This is a genomic window from Winogradskyella maritima, assembly GCF_042650215.1.
Classification (GTDB): Bacteria; Bacteroidota; Bacteroidia; order Flavobacteriales; family Flavobacteriaceae; genus Winogradskyella; species Winogradskyella maritima.
Genome location: NZ_JBHSAT010000007.1, coordinates 1 through 21,677 on the forward strand (window position 1 = coordinate 1; position 21,677 = coordinate 21,677).

Here is a 21,677-nt window from a genome sequence, read left to right on the forward strand (position 1 = left end):
TGCAATAAGTTGTTAAAACAGGCCTTTGCCATAGCAAAATCAGGACTGATATACGACGATAGTTACAGAAGTACTTTAGTGAAAAATTAATGGGATTTTACTTGTTTTCTACCACAGTACTTTGTTGCCACACGTTTTTTTTTACTCTTTTGATTTTGAATCTTCAATTTTTTTCTGCGACTCTTCAATCACTTGCTCAATATTCTCTTCGATAACTTGTTCTTTTTCTTTGCTTTTCGTGCTTTCTTTGTATTTAATAAATTCAGCACTTGGCCATATTTTATGAAGTTCGTTTTCTAATATTTCTGTAAGCTGTATGCAGGATTCGTATGATTGTAAAAAGTATTGTACACTTACTGGTAAGTAAAAACCGGATTTAACTCGAGCCAATGGACCTGCTTTAGATATATAAATATCATTTGCATTTCCTCCATTATGTATGTGAATATCTCTAGTTGCTTTTAGTTCAATGAATCTATGAAAAATAGGGTTCTCAAGTAAATTTATTCCAACAAATTTATTAAATTCTTCAGCATATTCTTTTGGTGATTTATAAGCTATTTCATTTAATATACTGTTAACTATGTCAATCTTAATTGAATCAATTGAATCAGCGCCAAGTGCAATAGATGCATCTATTTTTCTCTTACTAGGTATTTTACCAGGAAATTCAATAAGTACACTTTTGAAAATATAATTTAAAAGGGTTTCAGTAATCGTAACTAATCTGTAAATAGCGTCTAGAGGAAGTTTTGTTTCACTCATAAAACGATATCTACTAGTTAATTCTTCTTTAGAATATGTATTTGTTGAATTTATTGGTGTATTATCTGCACGCCAGCCTACAGGATGGTCAATTTTAATAGGCTCATCTTTTTCCTCTTCAATTAATTCTATGAATCTATTATTTGCTATTACTGTTAGATTTGCTAATTCGCCTTCCGTAAATAAAAGCATTCTAGTATGCGATACAGCGTTGTATAATTTGTCTCCAAAATTTTCCATTAATTATTTTTGTCTTTTAGTTATTATAATAGACCTAGCTCTTTTCTGTATTTAACTAATACCACATTCAGTTCTCTAGTAAAACGTGATTTAATAGCTAATGATTCATTTATTTTTTTTTGGTCATTTGAAGAGAAGTCTTCCTCTGTTAGAAGATTGAAATAGTTTGCGGCACAGTTTAATTGTTCAATAACTTGCTGGTCGTCTGTATTCAATTCAATAAATTCGGTAGCGATTTCGTCAAAATCTTCTTTGACTTGGCTTAAAGAATTATATTTTTTTAATTTTATTAAAGCCAATTTTTTAGTAAGTCCTTTAATTGTGGTGATATCTACGCTCATTATTCTGATTTAGGTTCATTTCTCAAATGTGTGGCAACAATTGGCTAAACGTATTACGTTTAGCCAACTTATAATGTTTCCCTCAAAGCTAAATAAATTTATAATAACATAACCCCAATACCAATCCATTTACTAGATTTGAATAGTATTAATAAGTGAACACAAACTGAACACAATTGTGAACACGGTTAAAATATAAAAGCACTGATAATCAGTGACTTAATTTTAAATAAAAGTCACTTGATTTCCTTCATAACCCGGAGGTCACGAGTTCAATTCTCGTTCTCGCTACAACAGTGAAAGTCTAGCATGGAAGTGCTAGGCTTTTTTTATACGTTGCGTTGAAGCTCCGCTAAAAAAAGCAAAAGCATAAAAAAATGTCCGTAAACAATGCTAGCGCATTGTTTACGGACATTTATTATTGTCTTGGCAACTTGACTGAGAATCGGCGTTAGCTAATTCTTGAAAAAAATTAATTTGATAAAAATATGCTAATAGGCTTGGACTTTTATTATTTAAAAAATATAGTCAATTATTTATAAACCATATTTTTTCTGCATCTCTTCCATTAGCTTTAATACTTCTTCTTGTGCCCTTTTTGCTTCTTCCATAGCCTTTTGTGCTTCACTATTAGCAGCACTAATTGCATTCTGTCTTTCTGTTTCAATGGCATTTTTGTCCGTAATTATTTGTAGATCTTGCTTCTGTTTTTCCTCTAATTTAAATTCCTCTTTAGATGAAAACCAGCTTAAAATTTCGTCTTGACTAGAAATATTATTTTCAACTATATCGATATCTTCTACACTTTTAATGGCTTCAAAATTACCATGTTCTGCTAATCTATTATACAAATCGATAAAGCCTGATACTTTTTCATTTTCATTTTTTATTTTAAAAAACACAATCGGTAACTTGAGTAAATTATAGTCTGAAGCTTTTTGCAATTGTGCCGCTACTTGTTGATTTCCGCTGTTGATTTCTGCAATTATTTCATCTGCGTTATTTTTTATAGAATCATACTCTAACTGTTGAAGCATAATACTATCAAACCGCTTTTTCTGGCGTTTTAAATCATTCCAAAAGGCCTCATTTTTAATTGTATTTTTAGCAATCAAACTTTCTCTATTATCAAAAGCTGCACTAAACATTGCTTTACATGTTCTAACGGCATTTACAAAGTAATTGATATCGACAGGTTCTAAATTTTGATGGTAAACACCGTTAGAAATATAGTAACCATGCGAAACTTTTTCTACATTACTGATATATTCTCTTAATTTATCTTCAAAAACTGTTGTTGCCATAGTCTATACAAGTGATTTATCAATGTTATACTTATCGTGCACATCTCGTATTACAATATCACACCAACCATTTTCCGAGTATGGCATACTGAAAGTAAAGTATTCGGCATAATATTGCCCATCTTCTTGGTACACTGCCAATGCCATTCTGTTTTTTTCAATAAGTCTATTAAATTGATAATTATCCAACCACTTTTTGCTGTTAATTATAATTTTAGCATCCTTAATTTGAGGTGATCTTTTCTGAAACACCTTTAGAAACTTTTCGTTTAAAGCTGGGTCATTAGCAATATCCGCAGGTAGCTTAGACAACGAATCTCTATCTTCTGGACCCAAAACCTACACTTTCCGCAGCTTTTTGAATAGTGCTACCTAACAACTCAAAACCTTTGTCTCTAATTTCGAATCCGCTACCAATAATTTTTTTAATATTTATCATTTTTAATTTTTTTTGAACTGGATTATATATTATTTATAATTTTTGAAGTAAAAAGTCTTCTAAATCCTGCATGGAAATATGCCTTGCTATAATTATCCCGTTTTTATCCACCAAAATATTATCTGGTATAATATTAACTTCATAAATAAAAGAGCCTTCATCTTTACCACCATTTAAGTCTGAATAATTTGGCCATGACATATCAAACTTAGTTATAGCGTGTAACCATGAATTCTTATTATCATCATGAGAAATGGCACGTACTTCAAAACCTTTCTTCCTATATTTATCATAAATGGTTCTTAATTCTGGCATTGATTTAATACATGGAGCGCACCAAGATGCCCAAAACTCAATCAAAGTATAATTGTAAGGATCTTTTGAAACATTCTTAATACTTCCGTCCAAATCTTTAATTTTAAAGTCGATGAATACATCTCCAACTTTAGGGCTCGTGGGCAATTCTATAAAACGTCGAATTTCATCACCTTTGGTAGATTGTTTCAGTGATTTATCTAGATTATTATAAAGGTTTTTAGTAACGTCTTTTCCATATTTTTGCTTGTACACATTAAGTGTTGTAAGACTAATTACAGATTTAGGATGATTAGAAATAAATACTTTATTAATTGAATCCATAGCTTTATCTGCAATTTCCATATTCTCTCTTAAACGGATAACCTCGGAACTAGTTTCATCCAGTTTATTTTGAGCTTCTTTCTGTAGTAAAATTTGGTTTGCATTGTCAAAAGTTTTTCTCGTTACTTTTAACTTTTCGGCCAGATCATCTTGTTGTTTTTGCAATGATGAACCTTTAATACTAGCATTAGCAAAATCACTCTTAGAGGCTTTAAAATTTATAGAGCTATTCTCTAACCAAAAAAATTTATATAATCGAGTACCATCTACTATGATTAATACTTTTTTAGGTTCTTTAACATCACCTCTAAATTGAAATTGATCGTCTCTCAGTCTCGTTGAGTCAATTACTTTTCCATCAATACGTAATAATATGAGACTATTATCTATTCCATCTTCAATTTCGCCATTAATAATAAAACCAGAGTTATCTTTTGTTATCTCCTTACAACTAAAAACACAGATAACTAAGACAAAGAATAAGAGATAAAAAGACTTCATAAATTAGTTTAATTTACCTTATCACAAGTAACACGTTCTTTCATAATACGTCCGCCATCTTTTCTGGCTTTAGACCAGCCACCAACATAGTCTGACCTGAAAACAAACTCTAAATATCCACATTTGCCTTCTGGAGTTTTATACGGAAATGCCGCATGCATGATACGGTACTTTTCTAAAGGTGTCTGAACCACTTGCCACGTTTTGGTAATTATGGTTCTGGTGAATTGTTCTTTAAAGCCTTGTCCATTCATAATTGCCAATAATTGTGCTTCTAAGCCTGCATTTCTGCTCACAGCTTTTGGTAAAGTATTTGCCGCTATAAATACTTGCTCTTGCTTTAGCTCTACATCTTGATAAAATTTTGGCCCAGCACCTTTAGATAAATCCATTTCAAAAGACCCTTTGTACAACACAGCACCAGTTTTGGCCGTAACTAAAGCCACTTGAGCATTCCATTTCTTTTTTCTAGGTGTTTCTTTAGATAAACCACGTGCCATTTGTAATGGTGTAATATTTTTGTATTTCGCTGCTTTTTTAAGGCCTGTATCCATATTTGGCACTACCACGAACTGATAGGTTGTTGCTGAAGGATTTGTACCTGGATAAACCAGCATCGTTGTGTTTTTACCCGAATCATCATCTGTAAAATAACGGTCAAGTGTTAAGCCAGAAGCATCTCTAACCGTAAACTCGCCACCAGTACCCATCGGCTTCCCAGATGCGCTCAATGTATTTGGGTCACCAACAGCATCCATAATTGTAGCTCCAAAATAGATGGTTGCATAAATGGCATCTCCAGGTTCAAAAACGGGATTAATTTCAACCGAAGCTTCGTTACCTGGTTTGTACGGCTTTTTAGAGAATACGATTTCATTGACGTGCTCTTTATGAAACTCACCTGTATAGATAGCAGACAGCTCTTCTTCCGCAGCAGCCAATTGATTCTCTGCAGCAGTCTTAATGTCATTTAAAGTCTGATTGTCTCCGCCAATTGCCGCAAAACCTCTAACCACCTTTAAAACACGTTTAGACATTTTACTCTTTTTAACACCATCTAGATTATTGACTTGGTCTAACATGGTGTATAAATTGGTAGGTATTTGATAAGTTGTTAGGGTTTGCTCTAGGTTTTCTAATTTTTGTTTAAGCTGCTTGCCTTGACTGTCTAATTTTCCTTGTGCTTCTGCAGATTGCATTTGAGATTGCATTGCCTTTCTATCAAAGTTTAAGACCTCGTCAAATACTTTATTCTGCTCGGCAAAACGCTCATTCTCAAAAGTACCTGCTGCAAAATTTTGGTAATTGTCTATAAAAAAGGTGAAATTGTAATTTGCAGAAGCAAAATCTGCTTTATTTTTAGATAAGGATGCACTCTCACCAGTTAAGGCTTGCAACCTTTGGCATAACTCCGAAATATCTGCATTTGGTTCTTTTTTTAAAACATAGCCAATATATTTCTCTGCGTTTTTGAGATTGTTTTCCATTTTTAACAACTCGCCAGCAGCTGAAGCAGTTTCTGCTAAATCTAATTGTTTATTTGCATTTTTAAAAGATGTAAACGCTCTATGACCTTCTGTAACATTGACATTGCCAGATGCATTAGCGCATGGCGACTGTGCTTTTACCATAGTTGGTGCTATAATAGTTAATATAATTATAAAAAGCGGTGATAAAACATATTTCATAAGTTGAAGATATTAACCCAATAGCCTCATGAATAGACAAGCTAAACACGAGGCCTTACACCTATCGTAAAACTCCAAAAATTCTTATAGATGTTTAGTAATAAGTGTTGGGAGGAATTTTAAATATTAATTTTTAATTAATTTCTTGGTAACCTTTGCACCATTCTCTGCTTGTATTTGTAGTAAGTAAATACCCTTTACAAAATTACTTACATCATATTGGTGATTTTCTGAAGGTGAAAACTGCTGAATACGTTTACCAGTAATATCAAACACCTCAACACTTTGTATGTTTGCATTGGCATCTTTTATTGTGATAGTGGTATTTGCTGGGTTTGGATGAATTGAAATACTATCGACTATAAACTGTTCTGTCGAGAGTGTTGATGGCGTTTTAAATTTAGTTTGATATTCAAAAGGATATGAACCAACACCATTAGAAGTGCATTGAGATTCTATAACAATAAAATATTCTGTTTCTGCCGTCAACCCAGTAATTGTAGCTGTTGTAGCGTTACCAGGTTGAGATGAAAGTATTACAGGACTTGAAGAATAAACACTTTGACCTCCAGTAAAAACTCCTAAAGTAATGTTATTATAAGCCACAGGATTTGTCCAACTTACAGTAACACTAGTTGGTGTTGTATTTGTTACCTCAAAATCTAATACCGCATCGCAAAAGTTAGCTTGTGTAGTTTGAGTTATTACAGGACTTATTGAGAAGCCTCCATTAACATCATAGGATGTAAGGTAAAAATCATATGTAGTATTTGGTTGCAATCCTCCTAAAGTAGACCTTATATCAACTCCATCACTGACTCCACTAGAGGTTACAGGAGTTCCTTGAATATCGTTCCCAGCAGGAAATGCTATTAATTCATGTTGCAAAAAACTATTACCATTATTGTCCCAAGTAATATCTGCCCAATCTCCATTGACATTTAAACTTATGTTAGTAACTTCTGAAGCTGTATTATTTAAATTAGTAATCATTAAATCTCTAGAGATTACAGGAGTATTTGCAAGAGTAAAATGGAATAATATGTCATTAAAAACATTCATTGGAACTGGATTAGATCCGTTTGCACCAGGAATGATATCAGCTAATAATGATGGTTCATCAGTTAGTGTATCATATGCCCATAATTCGTTATTAAAACCTGAATCGATAGCTTGAAAGTATAAATCGGTACCATCTGAAATGATGTTTGTTACTGAATCAGAACCACCAGAATTGGTTTCAGGAGTGTCAATTACTATTTCTGCTGCACCAAATGCTAATAAAAAAAATAATTTTTGCTCTGATAATGAAACATCAACCGCAGTAAAATATAATCTACCATTGGCAAGAATCAAATTATCAGGTAAAACTAAATTACCATAGTTTGCCGAATTTAAATTGACTTTTGTTGTTCCTGCATCTGTACCATCAGTTCTCCACATATCAAAGGCTAAAGAGCTTGAGTTATCAAAGGCTCCAAAGTGTAATGTGCCATTAAATAGTACAAAGTCATTTTCACGCTCAAAACTATCATCACTTCCAGGGTATATATCTTTAACTAAGGTTTGTTCAGGAGTAGTATCATTTAAATCTAAAGACCATAATTCTCTACCATTAGCTGATGTTTCTTTATAAAAAATAATTCTAGAACCAACTTGGTAAAAGTCGCCATACTCAAAAGGTGTATTGGTTGATGGGCTAGTTGGTGTTAACAATGAAGTTCCAGATGTTGTACCGTCCGTCGTCCATATATTAAAGCCATTACCGTCATTTGCTACAAAAACCGCAATATCATCTCCGTTCAAGTTTTGTATAACGGAAAAGCCAACAGGTGAACCAGAACCATTACCAACATTAATTTCTTTAACCAAATTAATGTTTCCATTACCATCTAATTTATAAAGTTCTCTACCTTGATTAATTCCATTAACCCAATGTGGCGCAGAAAATATAAAATCATTATTTAGTTTAAATATATCACCAGGATTTCCGAATTCACCTGGATTATTCGATAATGGTATTTCTGTAAAATTCTCAGTTATTAAATTGTATAAAAAAATTTCATTACCAATTGCTCCATTAGCATCATCCTTGGCGATTACTAGTATTCTATCATTATCATATTGCAAAATATCGAATGAAGTAGCAGTGAAACCATCGAAAGTTATTGTTTCAAAAGTAGTTGCATTGGTTTTATAAATCTTATCAGCAGACGCAAAAAAAATCTCTCCATTGTTTGCTTCAAAAAGTGGACTTTGTAAGATTGAAAAAAAAGAATTTTGTGCATCAACATCTTTTACATGCCGTGTTTGGGCATTAATTGAAAGAGATAAAAACAATAATAATATGAGATATGTAAAATTTTTCATAATTAGGAGTTTTGATATATAAGTTTTGATATGTTTATTCTTTAAATAAGATGAATACATCTTCTGCCGATAATGCCCTTTGATATATGTAAATGTCATCCAATGCACCGCCTAAAAAAGAAGCACTTCCGTATCCGCCTAAATGAAGAATCGTATTGTTCCAAACATTTGCTTCTGTAGTAGTTGTTTGATCTTCTAAGACGCCGTTTAAGTAAGTTTTCCAATTCGTACCGTTGTCGCAAACTATGGACACATGAGTCCAAACATTAGGAGCAATGGATATATTAGTTTCCATCGCATCTATATTTTGTGTTGTAGTACTATCATATTCAAGGTTAAAAGCAAAATCTGTCCCATCAGTTTCAATTAATTGCAAACCAATATTCATATCGTTTGTAGGTCCTTTAGCTATAACATATCCACTAGAATTAACATTTACCCAAAAAGCAAATGAATAGGATATCTGATTAGCTATTGCATTTGACGCCACATTAATATTACTAGAAGTACCAGCAAAATCATACGCATTACCATCAACGCCAGTAACTATATTTGGCAAATTTCCGTTCTGGAAAAAAGCGTCTAATCCATTTGTAGAAGCATCTTCACAAATATTATTGACAATAGCATCATTTTTATAATGTGCTGCCAACCCTTGTGTTGATGGCTTTAAGTCATCAATTAATATTTGGATAGTTTCTGTTGCACTTTCAGTACCGTTAGTTACCACAACATCAGCAGAGATAGATGTATTGACTTCGTAATCAAAAGCTTCAACTGTGTTTACGCTAATTTCGCCTGTTGTGCTGTTAATAACAATGGCATTTGCAACACTTTGAGTTGATAAGCTATAAGCCAAGTCTAAACCTTGCGGGTCTGTGGCTTGTACATTACCTATACTTGCATTTGCCATAGGATTTTCTGCCAAAGCAAAAGATAGATTTGCAATAGTTGGTGCTTCAATTGGCACACCTGCATCGTCATCATCACTGCACGATACAGTAAAAGATAATAAGCAAGCAACAAAGAAACTTGCCGTTGCCATTTTAATTAATTGTTTACTTGATTTTTTCATTATAAAAGGAGTTTAATATTTATAATTCAAAAATCGGTAGAATAAGCCTTTGCAGTACCACCCAAAAAGGGTAGGCTTTTTTCAAAAAAATTATAAGCGCGTAATAAGAATAACTATAAAGACAATTAATGCCCATTTTAGAAATTCTATAACATTTTTTTCGTTAAAAATACGTTTCATAATAGTTGTAATATTGGTTACTTTTTAGCGTAAATAAATAGTTGGCATTCTGTAGTATTTTTGTCTGATGTTGAAGCATGGACTAATGCTAAATCACCATTTAGATGTATTAGCTTTGGTGATGCATCATATATTTTTGTTTATGATTCCAAAAAATGAGCAACAAGAAAACCTTGCTTTATAAATTTGTGTTGTTCTGTCTCATTAATGATTTGGTAATCGTCTTTAGTCTTTTTATTTACTATTGACGTTTGGTGTAGTATTCTGAATTTCAGTCTGTATTTTGAATTTTTGGACGTAGGTTTAGTCGGTCTTAAATCAGAACTATTATAATTAAATTGTTCATCAATAACCTCTAACGTTTTTACTATACAACTGTCTAATTCTTTTACGTGAAATTGATAGGAATGTTTTAACGGTTTTTGCTTAGCCAATTGACATGACTGATAAGACAAGGCTCCACCAATAAACAACATGTAGTATGAATATTGAAATAAATCGTTATACACAGTTTCTTGAATTAAAATAAAGGGTAGCATCTTACAACTACCCTTTACAAACCATAAACTAATTAATCACTAACAAACTCTAAAAGTGGTTAGTTTTTTATCAATTTTAGCTGCTTTACTACGTTGTCATCTTTACCTAGTATTTCAACAATATAAATACCTGTTTTAAGGTTTGCAGTGCTAAAATTATTTCTACTATTATATGTTTTTAAAGTATTGCCCTTTAAAGATTTAAGCGATACAGATTTTATATCTTTAAAATCTATATTTTTTATTGAAAATTGGTCTTCTGCAGGATTTGGATAAATCATCGCATTTTTAAAATTACTGACGCCACCATTTCCCGATCCAGAATTTTGGCAGTTTTTGTCTGAAAGTGGAAGCACAGTAATACTAATACCTGTACTCTGATATGTGCCACCATCAATACTTACTTGAACATCGTAAGTTCCTGGCGTTGTATAGCATGCTTCCACATCCATACCAGAGCCATATTTATCAACAGAACCTGGCAAAAACCAGTCAATTGAATTGACTGCAGTACCAGAAACTTGAGTAGCACTGATTTCTGTGCAAGTACCCTCGCAAATTGTATAATTTGTAGCTTGATAATTAAATACTGGTGGACAATTACCAATAAAGTTAATATCGTATTTAACTGGTATTGGCTGATTATTGGATGGTACAACTCCGTAAGGATTAAGATGTGGATTTCCCCAAGCAACAATATCACAATTACTTCTTCGCGCAAGCGCATAACCATTAGCTCCAGCTTCAATATCTATAACTCCAGTTAATACACCTGTATTATTTTCATTGACTACATTATTTGGAATACTTATATTTGAATTATGCATAATTTGAGGTTGCCCTAAGCTTCCATAATAATTTTTACCTACGGATAGTACTGTTCCATCGTCCTTTAAAAAGTAACTGCTCCAACTATTGACTGCAATGTCAAGTATGCCGTTAAGGTTAACTAAATAACCATTAGCGTCATAGGTTTTAACTTTCTGAATTGTATTACTGAATACAGCATAATTCCCAATACCTAGCTCACCATAAGCATTTAAGCCCGCACAGCTTACTTCACCGTTAGTATGTAGAAACAGAGTATGTCTACCGGAAGTTTGAATATCTATAACATTTGACAAACTTTGAATTTTAGTAGGAAATAGTCTAAAAGTACCTAAAGGTTGACTCCCACCAAATTGCCCAAAATTATTTATGCCCCAAACCCAAACTTCACCGTTATTAGTTAGTGCATAATTTGCTTCATAACCTGCTGCCACTTTTGCTATATTTAATAACTTATTACTTGTATTATTAAAAATTAAATAGGTTGGTGAAGAAAAATAGGTTTGATTTCCCAGTTGTCCCATTTGTAAAACTTCACCTGATTGTAGTAACATTAATACATTATCGCTGCTTACTGAAATATCACTTACATTAGACAAAAATCCAGGACCATCAGGATTTATTGGTTTTTGATAGGTATTAAAATTTGCATTTTGAGCAAATCCTCGACCTAAAATTCCGTTACTATTATTGCCTTTTGCGTATAGACTGCCATCATTAAATAGCAGAAATTCTGCCGTGAAACTTGATAAAGCTTTTTTAATACCAGAAGAATTTGGCAAAGGTGTGATTTGTTGCAATGGATTTTGATTAACCGTACCACCCATTTTATATAAATCTGTTCCATTATTGATGTAGGTTGCATGATGCCCAGCATTTATTGTTTGAGAGAAAGATAATAGTGCACTTAATGCAAATATTACCGTAAGTAAAAAGTTAATTTTTTTCATAATAATTGTTTTGTTAATTTCATGTTAAAAGTAAAAGAGAAAATAGCGCGCAATACTACCCTTAATAGGTAGGTAACATTCAATAAAAAAGACGGTAAATAAACCGTCTTCTTTATAAAGCCACACAAAATTTTTAATGCCCTCTTTTTATAAGTTTTTTGTATATGCTTTTATTATTTGATTTAATTTCTATAAGGTAAAGTCCATCTGTTAAATCTTCTATAAAGTATTTATTTTGCTGCGCGCCGAAAGACTTTATCCATTTACCTTCTAAGTTGCGCACGATAATTTCAGTAGTTTTATGTTTTGTTTCTACACTTTTTATTTTGAAATAAGAACTACTTGGATTAGGGAACAGTACAAAAGTAACATCCTCTAACAACGTCTCCCTATTTGCAATATTATCAATCATAGCTCTTGTCGCTTGTCCATTACCAGCGGTTGTTACAGTTACTGTATTACTTATTGCCGAAATATTACCACCAACATCCCAAGTGACAATATTAAAATCATAGCTCGTATTTGGCAGTAGGTTTGGTATTGTGCTGGTATTTGTTGAAGCATTCCAAATGTTTGTTCTGATATTGCCATTAACCAATATCAATTGAGAAAAAATGCCATTAGCATCTGTAGCTACAGACCAATCTAAATCTACAGAAGTCTGGGTAACATTTGAAGCCGAAAGGTCTAAAACTGTAGTAGGTTTTATTTGGTCTAATTGTAAACCTTGAGATTGTCTAATACAAATTTGATGTACATTACCAAACGCCACCATATTGCCCGAAGCCAAAATAGCATTACCATCCTTTAAGGTATAGCTAGTGCCATTTGAACCAAAATCCAAGAACACAAAATTATAATCGCCATCTGGTAAATAAGATGTATTAATTGCATACGTTACAGTTGTACCTGGAGTTTGGGTGGCAAATTGTCCATAAGGTGAAAACGCTACAAAATTATAATTTGCATCTTTAATTGCCCATTGCAAATATTCGGGATTTGAGCCTGCGGTAACTTCTAGTTGTAAGGTCTGCGCACAATGACTCAAGGTTGTTGCTTGATGTGTATTACTTTTTGCAGAAGTGTTTCCTGCGGCATCATAAGCCAATACTTCAAAATTATAGGTTGTTGTTGGTGATAAATTATTTACTGAAGCAGAGTTTGTGTTTACATCTGCGATTTCGATATTATCTTGATAGACTTTGTAACCCGTAACACCAATATTATCAGTTGACGCATCCCATTGGAGTTGCAAAGAATTTGTACCAATATTTGAAGACACCAAATTAAGAGGTACACTTGGCGGTAGTGCATCACAATTATTATTAGACAACGTTGTGAAGGTCACAAATTGTTCAGGATTTGAAACATTTATTCCATAATCAACAGCAAGACCGACAAATTCATAAGTTGTACACGGCTGTAATCCACCAATGGTTATGGTATTATTTGCATTTGTCACTTGGTAAAGTGTCTGGTTATTATACAAGAAATAATACCATAATTGCTTGTTATCTGTTGCTGTACCTATTTTCGAAATCTGCCGAAGTTGATGTGACATTAGAAACATTTAAAAACGTTGGGCCGACTGGATTTTCTAAATCAAACACGCGAGTTCCTGCACGATTAACACAAAACTCTATACCTTCAGAAAAGCCAAAGTCTTCAAACTGATGTAATACTTGACCTGTGGTGTTATCTATAAGTTTCATATTACCATTTAGACCACCAGAATCAAATCCATCGCCACTCATATCATAAGCATGAAACGTTAACGAACCTCTTGAAATTTGAGGTGTTAACAAATATGTAAATGTAGAACCTGGCGCATGACTCGCAAAACTTCCTGCTGTTGTCGATTGGTAAACGGTTCCGTCATCTTTTAAAACTATAAAGAAAATATCTTCTGGTTTGCTATCAAAAGTAATTTCTACAGACAAATCTCCAGAATTACAAACCAATTCCGTATTTCCGTATGCTGGCCCAACACCAACTGCCCACCAAGCGTCCGTTACAGCAATTTCTTCGGCACTACCAATACCATACAAATCTCTAGCAGCTGCAATACTGCCTGCTCGCGAATCGTGAAAATTAGAGTTTGGCGATAAATATACCGTTAAGTTTCTGTAGGCAATAGCCGCAGCTTTGTCTAATCCAATTCCTGAAATTGAATAGTAATTATTCACCTCATTGGTAACATTTTCGCCTTGAGAAATTAAATAAAACCATCTGTTTTGTACGCCGCTATTTATGTGAACGCCTCCATAATCATAAGCAGAATTGACATCAGCCCAATTATCGCCATAATAAAATTGTGGATGGTTGTAAACCTGTGGAAACTGCATATTTCGTAATCCACCATTTACAACATATCTGTTGACGCCTCTTCCTATTTCCCAATCTATATTTCCTGTTTTTTCGTTCTTAACTAAGGCACCAAAAATATTTGCAAAACTTTCATTTAATGCACCAGATTCGCCTTGATAAAATAAATCAGCAGAATGCTCAATTACACCATGCGTAAACTCATGACCTACAATATCTACTGTAGTCATTGATTTACGTTCTGGATGTCCTAATCCACTACCAAAATTCATCGAGCTTCCATTCCAATACGCATTTCCTGTACCTAAACCAACGTCTCTTGCAAAAGCAAAAATGGGTGCGTTATTTCCGTCATAGGAGTTTCGGTTGTGTTTGGTTTTATAGTAATTATAAGTGGCTTCTACTCCATAATGCACTTGTACAGCGTCATTTTTATTAGTGAAGGTTGTGGAATTAGATATCACCGTATTTGCATTAAGTCCTGGCGTATTGTTTCGGTCTTGTGTAGCCATAAAAACGCCTAAACTTGTACTTTGTAAATAATATTGACTACCGTTTTGGTTTGCAATAAATGGCACCATACCATCGTAAATACTTACGCCTTGCGCTGGCACATCTTGTTGGTGTATTCTATTTTTTTTAAGACGAATTTTACCTGTAACAGCATCAACATATATTGTTTTTCGGCTTAATGGTTTAGTTGTAAAAATGTCATATTTTAATGCTGAAACAATCTCTTTTTTTTCGCCATTCTGAATTGGCAATATTACCATTTCACCTTCAGGTTTTTTATAATTTAAGCGTTTGGCTTTGTCTTTATCTTCCCATAAGAATTTTTAAATGCGTTTTTTGCAATTTGAAATCCAGCTTTACTTGAAATTTTAGCTGGTTGAAATTTCAAATTTGATACATTTGATATATTATGAATCACTTTTTTAATCTGTGCATCCTTTAATATGACTTTAATGTTTGAATGCTCTACCTTATAATTATCTAAGTAAAGTTCAAAAGTATATATGTCATTTTTCAATTTATCTGTAGTTACAGAGGTTGCTTTAAAAGACACCGTATGATTTTGAGACTTAAAAAGTCGAGCCAAAACTTCGTCAATATAAGAATCTTCTATATTTAGCGCTTCTGCAAAGCCGTTGGTCTTGGCAAAATCGATAATGGTTGTTTGGTTGCTGCTTTTTTGAGCTTGCGCACTAAAACTGAAGGTAAATAGTAAGAGCGCAATGAGTGAAGAACGTAAATATGCTTTCATATCAAAAATTATTTAAAATAATTTGACATAAAATTACGGGCAATGCGCTTTGACTCTACCGCCTAAAATGGGTAGCAAAATGTTGGCTATTTTTCTATTAACCCAGAAAAGTGTATTTCGACGCCATTTTTTGGCTCTGATGTGATTTTGAGATTGGCTCCAATCCGTTCAGCACGTTTTTTCATATTGTTTATTCCAGAAAGAATATTTGTATTAATATCGAAGCCTTCGCCATTATCTTTACAGGTAATTTGAAGGTTTTGATGCTCAATTTCAAACTTTAAAAAAGCCTTATTAGCATGAGAGTGTTTTGCAATATTCGTAAGTGCTTCTTTAAATATGAGTATAATTTGACGATTCCAGTAATAAGGTAGCTTCACGTCCTTTTTTAGACTGCTTTTTATCTCAAAATCTATATTGTAAGATGCCATTAAATCGTGTCCAAAATCTCCTAAATAATTTATAACTTCTAAAACTGAATCGCTATTGGTTTTTAAAGCAAACATAAAATCTTTTGTGCCTTGGTATAAATCATCGGCATCGTATTTTATTTTTTCAAAAGCATCCGTAGTGTATTCATCATTACTGCTTTTTTTAGATTCTATAAGATAATTTGATATCATTGAAATTCGCGCCAGCTTATTACCAAAATTATCATGAAAATCTCTTGCGATATTTTCTCTAACGCTATTGAGTTCTGCTTCTAATTTGTTTTTTTTGTTTATAACATCAGAGAGTCTTTGGTTTCGTTTTCTAGTAATGACCAATCTTCTATTTATAAAATAAATGATACCTGCAAAACATAGTATGATTAAGCTTATGTAAAAATAATTTTGTCTGTACCACGGCAGTCTTATTTCAAAATTATACACTTCGCTAAATGCCCAACTACTGTCTTTCTTTTTTGCCCTAAATTGTAATCTATAATTGCCTTGTGTATAATCATTAAAGTCAAAATTTTCACTCTTTGTATTTTCCCAATCTTTGTTATTGATTTTAAATTGAAGTAAAAAATCCTCGCTTCGATTAAACGCGATAACATCTACGTAAAAACTATACCTGCCTTTCTGCTTAACCACCAAAAGTGGCGGTTTTTCATCTTGAAGAGTTTCAAAATTATCTATAGTAAACGCGCCATTATTTGTACCTACCCAGATTTTACCATCATTACTTTGATTTAAAGTTTTTATGTAAGAAGATGCTGTTGAATTTTTAAGATATAAATTTTTGAACTCTTTCCCTTTTAAAAGTGTTAAACCAGAACTGGATCCAATCCATAAATTGTTATCCTTGTCTTTGAGTAACGCATTAATATTTTGTGATAAATTGTTGTTTTTCTGCTTTACATGCGAGATAGAGTCATTAGTTATTTTATAAAGTCCACTATTTGCGCCGACCCACAGTGTATCTTTATCTTTAATCAAGGTATTTATCTGACTTTTTATTCTTGAATTATTAGTAGTCTCTGAAATTGTAAGCAATCCATCATTGGTAGCTACATAAATTTTACCATTTATATAATCAACATCGTTGATTAAAAGGTATAAAAAACGGCGGTCTTTGTATTCAAAATTTAATTCTGGGATTTTTAGTACATCTTCTTTAATACTTATCAATCCTACTTCGGTGTTAAAAACAGAAAGCGTTGTATTGACTTCTTTAATCGCTGCATTTGGTATATCTAATTTTTTGCCTTTGCCAATAGCGCTGACAATTAAACTGTCGTTAAAGACTGACAAAGTTTTAGGGTTATTTTTTACAGCGAAAGCTTTTTCGACCTCTTGTGTATTAGCTACTAACAATTCAGAATCTGTAAGTAGAAAATTTGAATTTTTGACATTAGCTATATCTGTTATAAGCTTATTATTTGAATTTTTGATAGTGGTAAATTGTAATTTTTCTGGCGAATAGACACAATACAGACCTTGCCCATAAGTACTTATCCAAATGTTATTTTCATTATCGATTAATACATCCGAAACATTTGAGATTATGTTCAGTTGCGTATTGTAATCTATTAAAATGTTGCCCAAGTTATCAATTAATCGCAGTAATCTGATGTTTTTATTATCTCTACTAATCACTAAGAAATTCTGATTGTAAGGTATAACTCTATCTATGATTTCGTTAATAATTCTTGGCTGAATCTTATTTAAAATTTTCGTTTTCGATGCTATAAAAATTTTAGACTTTGAGCTAATGATATAATTTTTATTAAAAGCTGAAATATCCGTAATATCATTGTCATCAATAAATCTAAAAACTGGCTGAATAGTCTTTAAATCTTTAATTTTAAAAATACCTTTAAGGCTGTTTGTTTTTGAAACATCACCAAACAAAAACAGCTCGTCATTAACAGACTTAAATTTGTGGCTAACATCATGAATTCCTAAATTATCCTTGAAAACTGGAAAATTGTTAACTAATTTTAATGCAAAGACATATTGCTTATAAATAGTATCATTTACTGGTTTGTAAACGTAATCTTTAGAGTTATTTACCGACCAAAGAAAATTTTTATGAAAAAAAAGATTATCTATTTTTGAAATACTGTCATTTACAGCTAATCGTTTAAATTGAGTACCGTTTTTTACATACAGACCACTTCCCCATGTACTTGTAATTAATCTGTTTTTGAGCTTGAATGGTACAATGGCGTAATTGGATTTTAGTCCATTATTTGTACGATAGTTTGTAAATTCACGACCATTAAATTGAGATAATCCATCATCGGTACCAATCCATAAATACCCTAAATGGTCTTGAGTTAACCCATAGCAAAGACTATTTGGTAAGCCGTCTGAAGTTGTAAAATGGGCAAATTTGGTTTGAGCAAAACCAAAAGAACACGCAAGTAGAATTAAATAAAGAAAATGGTGGCGCACTTAGTTTTATTGATATTCAAAACTAATTAAAATTATATGATTTTTCGATCTGAAGCTTCTTGAATAGCGCTTTCCCTGTCGTGTACCTCTAATTTATCATAAATGTTTTTAACATGATATTTTATAGTATTAGGACTAATATTCATTTTTAGGGCTACACCTTTGTAACTATTGCCTTGCGCCAAAAGCGTTAGAACCTCTGTTTCGCGTTCTGTTAAAACACTAACTGGTGACCGCTGAAAAGAATTGACCACCATTTTAGCAATCTGAATACTCATAGGAGCACCACCATTTATAGCTTCATTTAAAGCATTTTCGATTTTAGAACCTGTAGCGTTTTTAGTTAAATATCCGCAAGCACCAGCACATAAAGCATCAAACACGTATTTAGAATTTTCAAAAACAGTTACCATTATAATTAGTGCTTTTGGAAGATTTTTTTTTATTTCCTTTGTACCTAAAATACCGTTCATACCAGGCAATTCAATATCCATTAGTACCAAATCTGGCAAATCATTTTTTAAATTCTTTATAGCATCTTCGCAATTAAGATAACTTCCGCAAACCTTAAAATTCTCTAAATCATTGACGGTTCTACAAAAAATATCGTTAAGTGTTTCGTTATCTTCAACTATTAAAACCTTATGCATATTAAGCTATTTTTAAATATTCAAAATTAGGTACTTTTCCAGATAGTGAAATGTTTGTGCCGCTTTCTGATGAAGTTATTGCCAAATTACAATTAATTTTAGATGCTCTTTGCTTCATATTTTTTAATCCGTTTTTACTGTTCAAACCTTCAACATCAAATCCACTACCGTTATCTTGACATTCAACATGTATTTTATCATCAGAATACTCAAAACTCAATTTTAGTTGTGTTGCTTCACCATGTTTTATAGCGTTGGTAATTGCTTCTTTGAAGATAAGTATTATTTGCCTGTTCCAATAATAAGGCACTTTTTTAGAGCTTGTGATATTGGAGTGCAAATCTAACTCTACATCTAAACTAGAAAGATAATCCTGCGCAAAATCTGCTAAATAGGCGTAAATATCTTCTGCAGAGTCACTGTCTGTTTTTAGCGAAAACATAAAATCTCTGGTACCGCTATAAAGTTCATCAGCATCTTTTTTAATTATATTTAAAGCATCTAAAATATCGGTCTTTGTTTTAATATTTTCACGTCGTAACATATGGTCTGAAAGTGTTGTAATACGTGCCAATTTATTCCCCAAATCGTCATGAAAATCTTTCGCAATATTATCTCTTACAATATCTAACTCTTGCTGAAGTTTGGTTTTTTGGGTGATTAAATCTCTAAGTTGTTTGTTTTTAATTTTGAATTTTTTGAGTTGCCAAGAAATTATAGAGCCGACCAAAAAGATAAACGCCAAAAAGAATAGTAATAGCTGATTGTTTTTTTCAGTAATAATTAAGTCTTTTTTAATGGTTTCGGCTTTTAATTGTGCATTTTCTTTTTCTTTTTTCTCGGTTTCGTATTGTTTTTCAAGTTCTAAAACTTTTTTAGTTCTGCTGGCAGAATCAAAACTATCTCGCAGCACTTGCACCTCATTCTGAAGACTCAAAGCTTGCTTATATTTACCTTGCGCTTCTAGTATTTTGCTTTTAAAACTAATCACTTCTAAGTAGGCTGGATCCTTTTTTAGCACGTTCATTAAAGACAGGGTTTTATCGATGTCCTTTCTAGCCAAAGAAAAATTATTAATGTTGAAATAGGCTTGTGCTCTATAAAAAATAGCATCATCCTTTTGTGTAAGTTGCAGATGTTCCCAAAAATTAGATTCAATAGTATTTACGAGGCTTATAACTTTATTATAATCCTCTAAAGCCAATGCGTTTTTAGATAAAAATTTTAGAATTGATGCTTCGCCTCTTTTGTAATTGAGGGTTCTGCTTAATTTTAAAGCTTCATTAAGCACAACATTAGAACTATCAATTTGATTTAAAGATTGAAGAGACGACCCAAGATTAGACAATGTTGCTAAAAAACCTTTCGGGTTGTCTTCAACTGATGTGTTTTTCAAACTTTCAACAAATAGATTCTTGGTTTTTTCAAATTCGTTGAGTTTGGATAAAATCATCCCAACGTTATTTCTATAGTCGAGATATTTTTTTTGATCACCAATATTACTTGCTAATTTAGAGGCTTCAATTGCATTAAAAATACTTTGCTCATAATCGCCTTGTACAAAATAATAAAACGCAAAACGGTCTTTGGCAATCATTTTTAAGGAGTCCGACTGTTGCGCTTCGCCAATAGACTCTAACTTTTGCAAAATTGGAAATGCCATTTCAGAATCTTTTGTACGTAACAAATTACTTGCACTATCTTTTAACTTTTTAAAATCTGAAATGCTTTGCGATGTAACAAATTGAACGATAAAAAAAAGTAAAAACAAGAATTTAATTTTCATGCAAACAATATAAACCGAGCGCTAGCATATTTCCCTACCCGTTTTGGGTAGTACAACAAAAAAAGCTAATACACGAGACATGCATTAGCCTAATTTCCCCAAAAAAAATTGACCTACAGGTTTCCCTCTTGCAACTCTCTTCTAATACAATCAATATCTGATTGTGTCACAGTCTCTACGTTTACGTCAGGATTCATTTGAAAATCTGGATCTCGAGATGTCGCAATATTTACCAAAATCAAATAAATAGCCCAAAGAAATGCTTGATAAAAATTCATAATACAATGTTTTATTAATTAATACTTGTCAAAAATAACTGAAGTATTTGGTCATAGAACTACCCAAAATATGTAGGAGCTAATAAAATTTATAAGTACATTTGTTATTCAATTTACAAACCAAAAGTGAACACGAAACCGATTGAGATTTTGAACACGATTTAAGTTTTTGTAATTTTTAAGATGTTGAAATTCAGTATTTTAAAATTTTTTTAGGGCATTTTCATAACCCGGAGGTCACGAGTTCAATTCTCGTTCTCGCTACAAAAGTAAAAGTCCAGCACGGAAGTGCTTGGACTTTTTTTGTGGGTATCGCCAAACGCAGTTTGAGCGTAATGCCATAAAAAAAGACAATGAAACGCGATAGCGTTTGGACTTTTCCTATTGTACAGCTTCCCTATTGAGAATCAACGAAGCTAATTCTCGTTCTCGCTACAACAGTAAAAGTCCAGCACGGAAGTGCTTGGACTTTTTTTATGCATTGAGGCGAAGCTCGCTTCAAACCGAAAATGACATAAAAAAAGTCCAAGAAATGCTTCTGCATTTCGAGCTTATACTATTGTATAGCTTCCTTTTTTAGAATCAGCGAAGCTAATTCAATATCTAAATAAGAACACCACAATTTTAGTA

16 protein-coding genes are annotated in these 21,677 nt (G+C 32.5%); all 16 read right to left on the reverse strand.

Features of this window, described 5'->3' with window-relative positions; all coding sequences use genetic code 11:
• Positions 1-141 precede the first annotated feature (141 nt).
• A complete protein-coding gene (locus ACFOSX_RS10735; RefSeq protein WP_386100637.1) occupies positions 142-1,005 on the reverse strand; it encodes a hypothetical protein in 864 nt (287 codons plus the stop codon).
• Between the two features lie 23 nt (positions 1,006-1,028).
• Positions 1,029-1,346: a hypothetical protein gene (locus tag ACFOSX_RS10740; RefSeq protein WP_386100640.1), complete on the reverse strand. Its 318-nt coding sequence runs from the start codon at positions 1,344-1,346 to the stop codon at positions 1,029-1,031.
• A gap of 536 nt (positions 1,347-1,882) precedes the next feature.
• Entirely contained in the window at positions 1,883-2,650 is a 768-nt protein-coding gene (locus tag ACFOSX_RS10745; RefSeq protein WP_386100643.1) for a hypothetical protein, read from the reverse strand.
• Positions 2,651-2,653: 3 nt separating this feature from the next.
• Complete coding sequence (locus ACFOSX_RS10750; protein ID WP_386100646.1) at positions 2,654-2,986, reverse strand: hypothetical protein; 333 nt, start codon at positions 2,984-2,986, stop codon at positions 2,654-2,656.
• 136 nt (positions 2,987-3,122) lie between these two features.
• On the reverse strand, positions 3,123-4,229 hold the full coding sequence (locus tag ACFOSX_RS10755; RefSeq protein WP_386100649.1) for a thioredoxin-like domain-containing protein: 1,107 nt from the start codon (positions 4,227-4,229) through the stop codon (positions 3,123-3,125).
• Positions 4,230-4,237: 8 nt separating this feature from the next.
• A complete protein-coding gene (locus ACFOSX_RS10760) occupies positions 4,238-5,917 on the reverse strand; it encodes a hypothetical protein (protein WP_386100652.1) in 1,680 nt (559 codons plus the stop codon).
• 126 nt (positions 5,918-6,043) lie between these two features.
• Positions 6,044-8,287 (reverse strand): T9SS type A sorting domain-containing protein, encoded by a 2,244-nt coding sequence (locus tag ACFOSX_RS10765; protein WP_386100655.1) that lies wholly within the window; start codon positions 8,285-8,287, stop codon positions 6,044-6,046.
• A gap of 34 nt (positions 8,288-8,321) precedes the next feature.
• Positions 8,322-9,362, reverse strand: a complete 1,041-nt coding sequence (locus ACFOSX_RS10770) for a LamG-like jellyroll fold domain-containing protein (protein ID WP_386100657.1) — start codon at positions 9,360-9,362, stop codon at positions 8,322-8,324.
• Between the two features lie 320 nt (positions 9,363-9,682).
• Positions 9,683-10,051, reverse strand: coding sequence for a hypothetical protein (locus tag ACFOSX_RS10775; protein ID WP_386100660.1), 369 nt, complete (start codon positions 10,049-10,051; stop codon positions 9,683-9,685).
• Between the two features lie 89 nt (positions 10,052-10,140).
• Positions 10,141-11,859, reverse strand: coding sequence for a T9SS type A sorting domain-containing protein (locus ACFOSX_RS10780; RefSeq protein ID WP_386100663.1), 1,719 nt, complete (start codon positions 11,857-11,859; stop codon positions 10,141-10,143).
• 133 nt (positions 11,860-11,992) lie between these two features.
• Positions 11,993-13,420 carry a fibronectin type III domain-containing protein gene (locus ACFOSX_RS10785; RefSeq protein WP_386100666.1) on the reverse strand — a complete coding sequence of 476 codons (1,428 nt, stop codon included), beginning with the start codon at positions 13,418-13,420 and terminating at the stop codon, positions 11,993-11,995.
• Complete coding sequence (locus ACFOSX_RS10790) at positions 13,371-14,957, reverse strand: M4 family metallopeptidase (protein WP_386100669.1); 1,587 nt, start codon at positions 14,955-14,957, stop codon at positions 13,371-13,373. The genes ACFOSX_RS10785 and ACFOSX_RS10790 overlap by 50 nt, the downstream gene beginning before the upstream one ends.
• A gap of 23 nt (positions 14,958-14,980) precedes the next feature.
• Positions 14,981-15,448 carry a hypothetical protein gene (locus ACFOSX_RS10795; protein WP_386100672.1) on the reverse strand — a complete coding sequence of 156 codons (468 nt, stop codon included), beginning with the start codon at positions 15,446-15,448 and terminating at the stop codon, positions 14,981-14,983.
• 86 nt (positions 15,449-15,534) lie between these two features.
• Positions 15,535-18,333: a sensor histidine kinase gene (locus ACFOSX_RS10800; RefSeq protein WP_386100675.1), complete on the reverse strand. Its 2,799-nt coding sequence runs from the start codon at positions 18,331-18,333 to the stop codon at positions 15,535-15,537.
• A 32-nt stretch (positions 18,334-18,365) separates the two neighbouring features.
• Positions 18,366-18,983, reverse strand: coding sequence for a response regulator (locus ACFOSX_RS10805; protein ID WP_386100678.1), 618 nt, complete (start codon positions 18,981-18,983; stop codon positions 18,366-18,368).
• A gap of 1 nt (position 18,984) precedes the next feature.
• Positions 18,985-20,646, reverse strand: a complete 1,662-nt coding sequence (locus tag ACFOSX_RS10810) for a tetratricopeptide repeat-containing sensor histidine kinase (RefSeq protein ID WP_386100681.1) — start codon at positions 20,644-20,646, stop codon at positions 18,985-18,987.
• Positions 20,647-21,677 lie beyond the last annotated feature (1,031 nt).

Excerpts from the sequence above, each read along its gene's own strand:
- ACFOSX_RS10755 (WP_386100649.1), bottom strand. The coding sequence starts at position 4,229 with ATGAAGTCTTTTTATCTCTTATTCTTTGTCTTAGTTATCTGTGTTTTT.
- ACFOSX_RS10740 (WP_386100640.1), bottom strand. The coding sequence starts at position 1,346 with ATGAGCGTAGATATCACCACAATTAAAGGACTTACTAAAAAATTGGCT.
- ACFOSX_RS10770 (WP_386100657.1), bottom strand. The coding sequence starts at position 9,362 with ATGAAAAAATCAAGTAAACAATTAATTAAAATGGCAACGGCAAGTTTC.
- ACFOSX_RS10790 (WP_386100669.1), bottom strand. The coding sequence starts at position 14,957 with ATGGTAATATTGCCAATTCAGAATGGCGAAAAAAAAGAGATTGTTTCA.
- ACFOSX_RS10760 (WP_386100652.1), bottom strand. The coding sequence starts at position 5,917 with ATGAAATATGTTTTATCACCGCTTTTTATAATTATATTAACTATTATA.
- ACFOSX_RS10785 (WP_386100666.1), bottom strand. The coding sequence starts at position 13,420 with ATGTCACATCAACTTCGGCAGATTTCGAAAATAGGTACAGCAACAGAT.
- ACFOSX_RS10745 (WP_386100643.1), bottom strand. The coding sequence starts at position 2,650 with ATGGCAACAACAGTTTTTGAAGATAAATTAAGAGAATATATCAGTAAT.
- ACFOSX_RS10735 (WP_386100637.1), bottom strand. The coding sequence starts at position 1,005 with ATGGAAAATTTTGGAGACAAATTATACAACGCTGTATCGCATACTAGA.
- ACFOSX_RS10765 (WP_386100655.1), bottom strand. The coding sequence starts at position 8,287 with ATGAAAAATTTTACATATCTCATATTATTATTGTTTTTATCTCTTTCA.
- ACFOSX_RS10795 (WP_386100672.1), bottom strand. The coding sequence starts at position 15,448 with ATGAAAGCATATTTACGTTCTTCACTCATTGCGCTCTTACTATTTACC.
- ACFOSX_RS10780 (WP_386100663.1), bottom strand. The coding sequence starts at position 11,859 with ATGAAAAAAATTAACTTTTTACTTACGGTAATATTTGCATTAAGTGCA.
- ACFOSX_RS10810 (WP_386100681.1), bottom strand. The coding sequence starts at position 20,646 with ATGGCATTTCCAATTTTGCAAAAGTTAGAGTCTATTGGCGAAGCGCAA.
- ACFOSX_RS10805 (WP_386100678.1), bottom strand. The coding sequence starts at position 18,983 with ATGCATAAGGTTTTAATAGTTGAAGATAACGAAACACTTAACGATATT.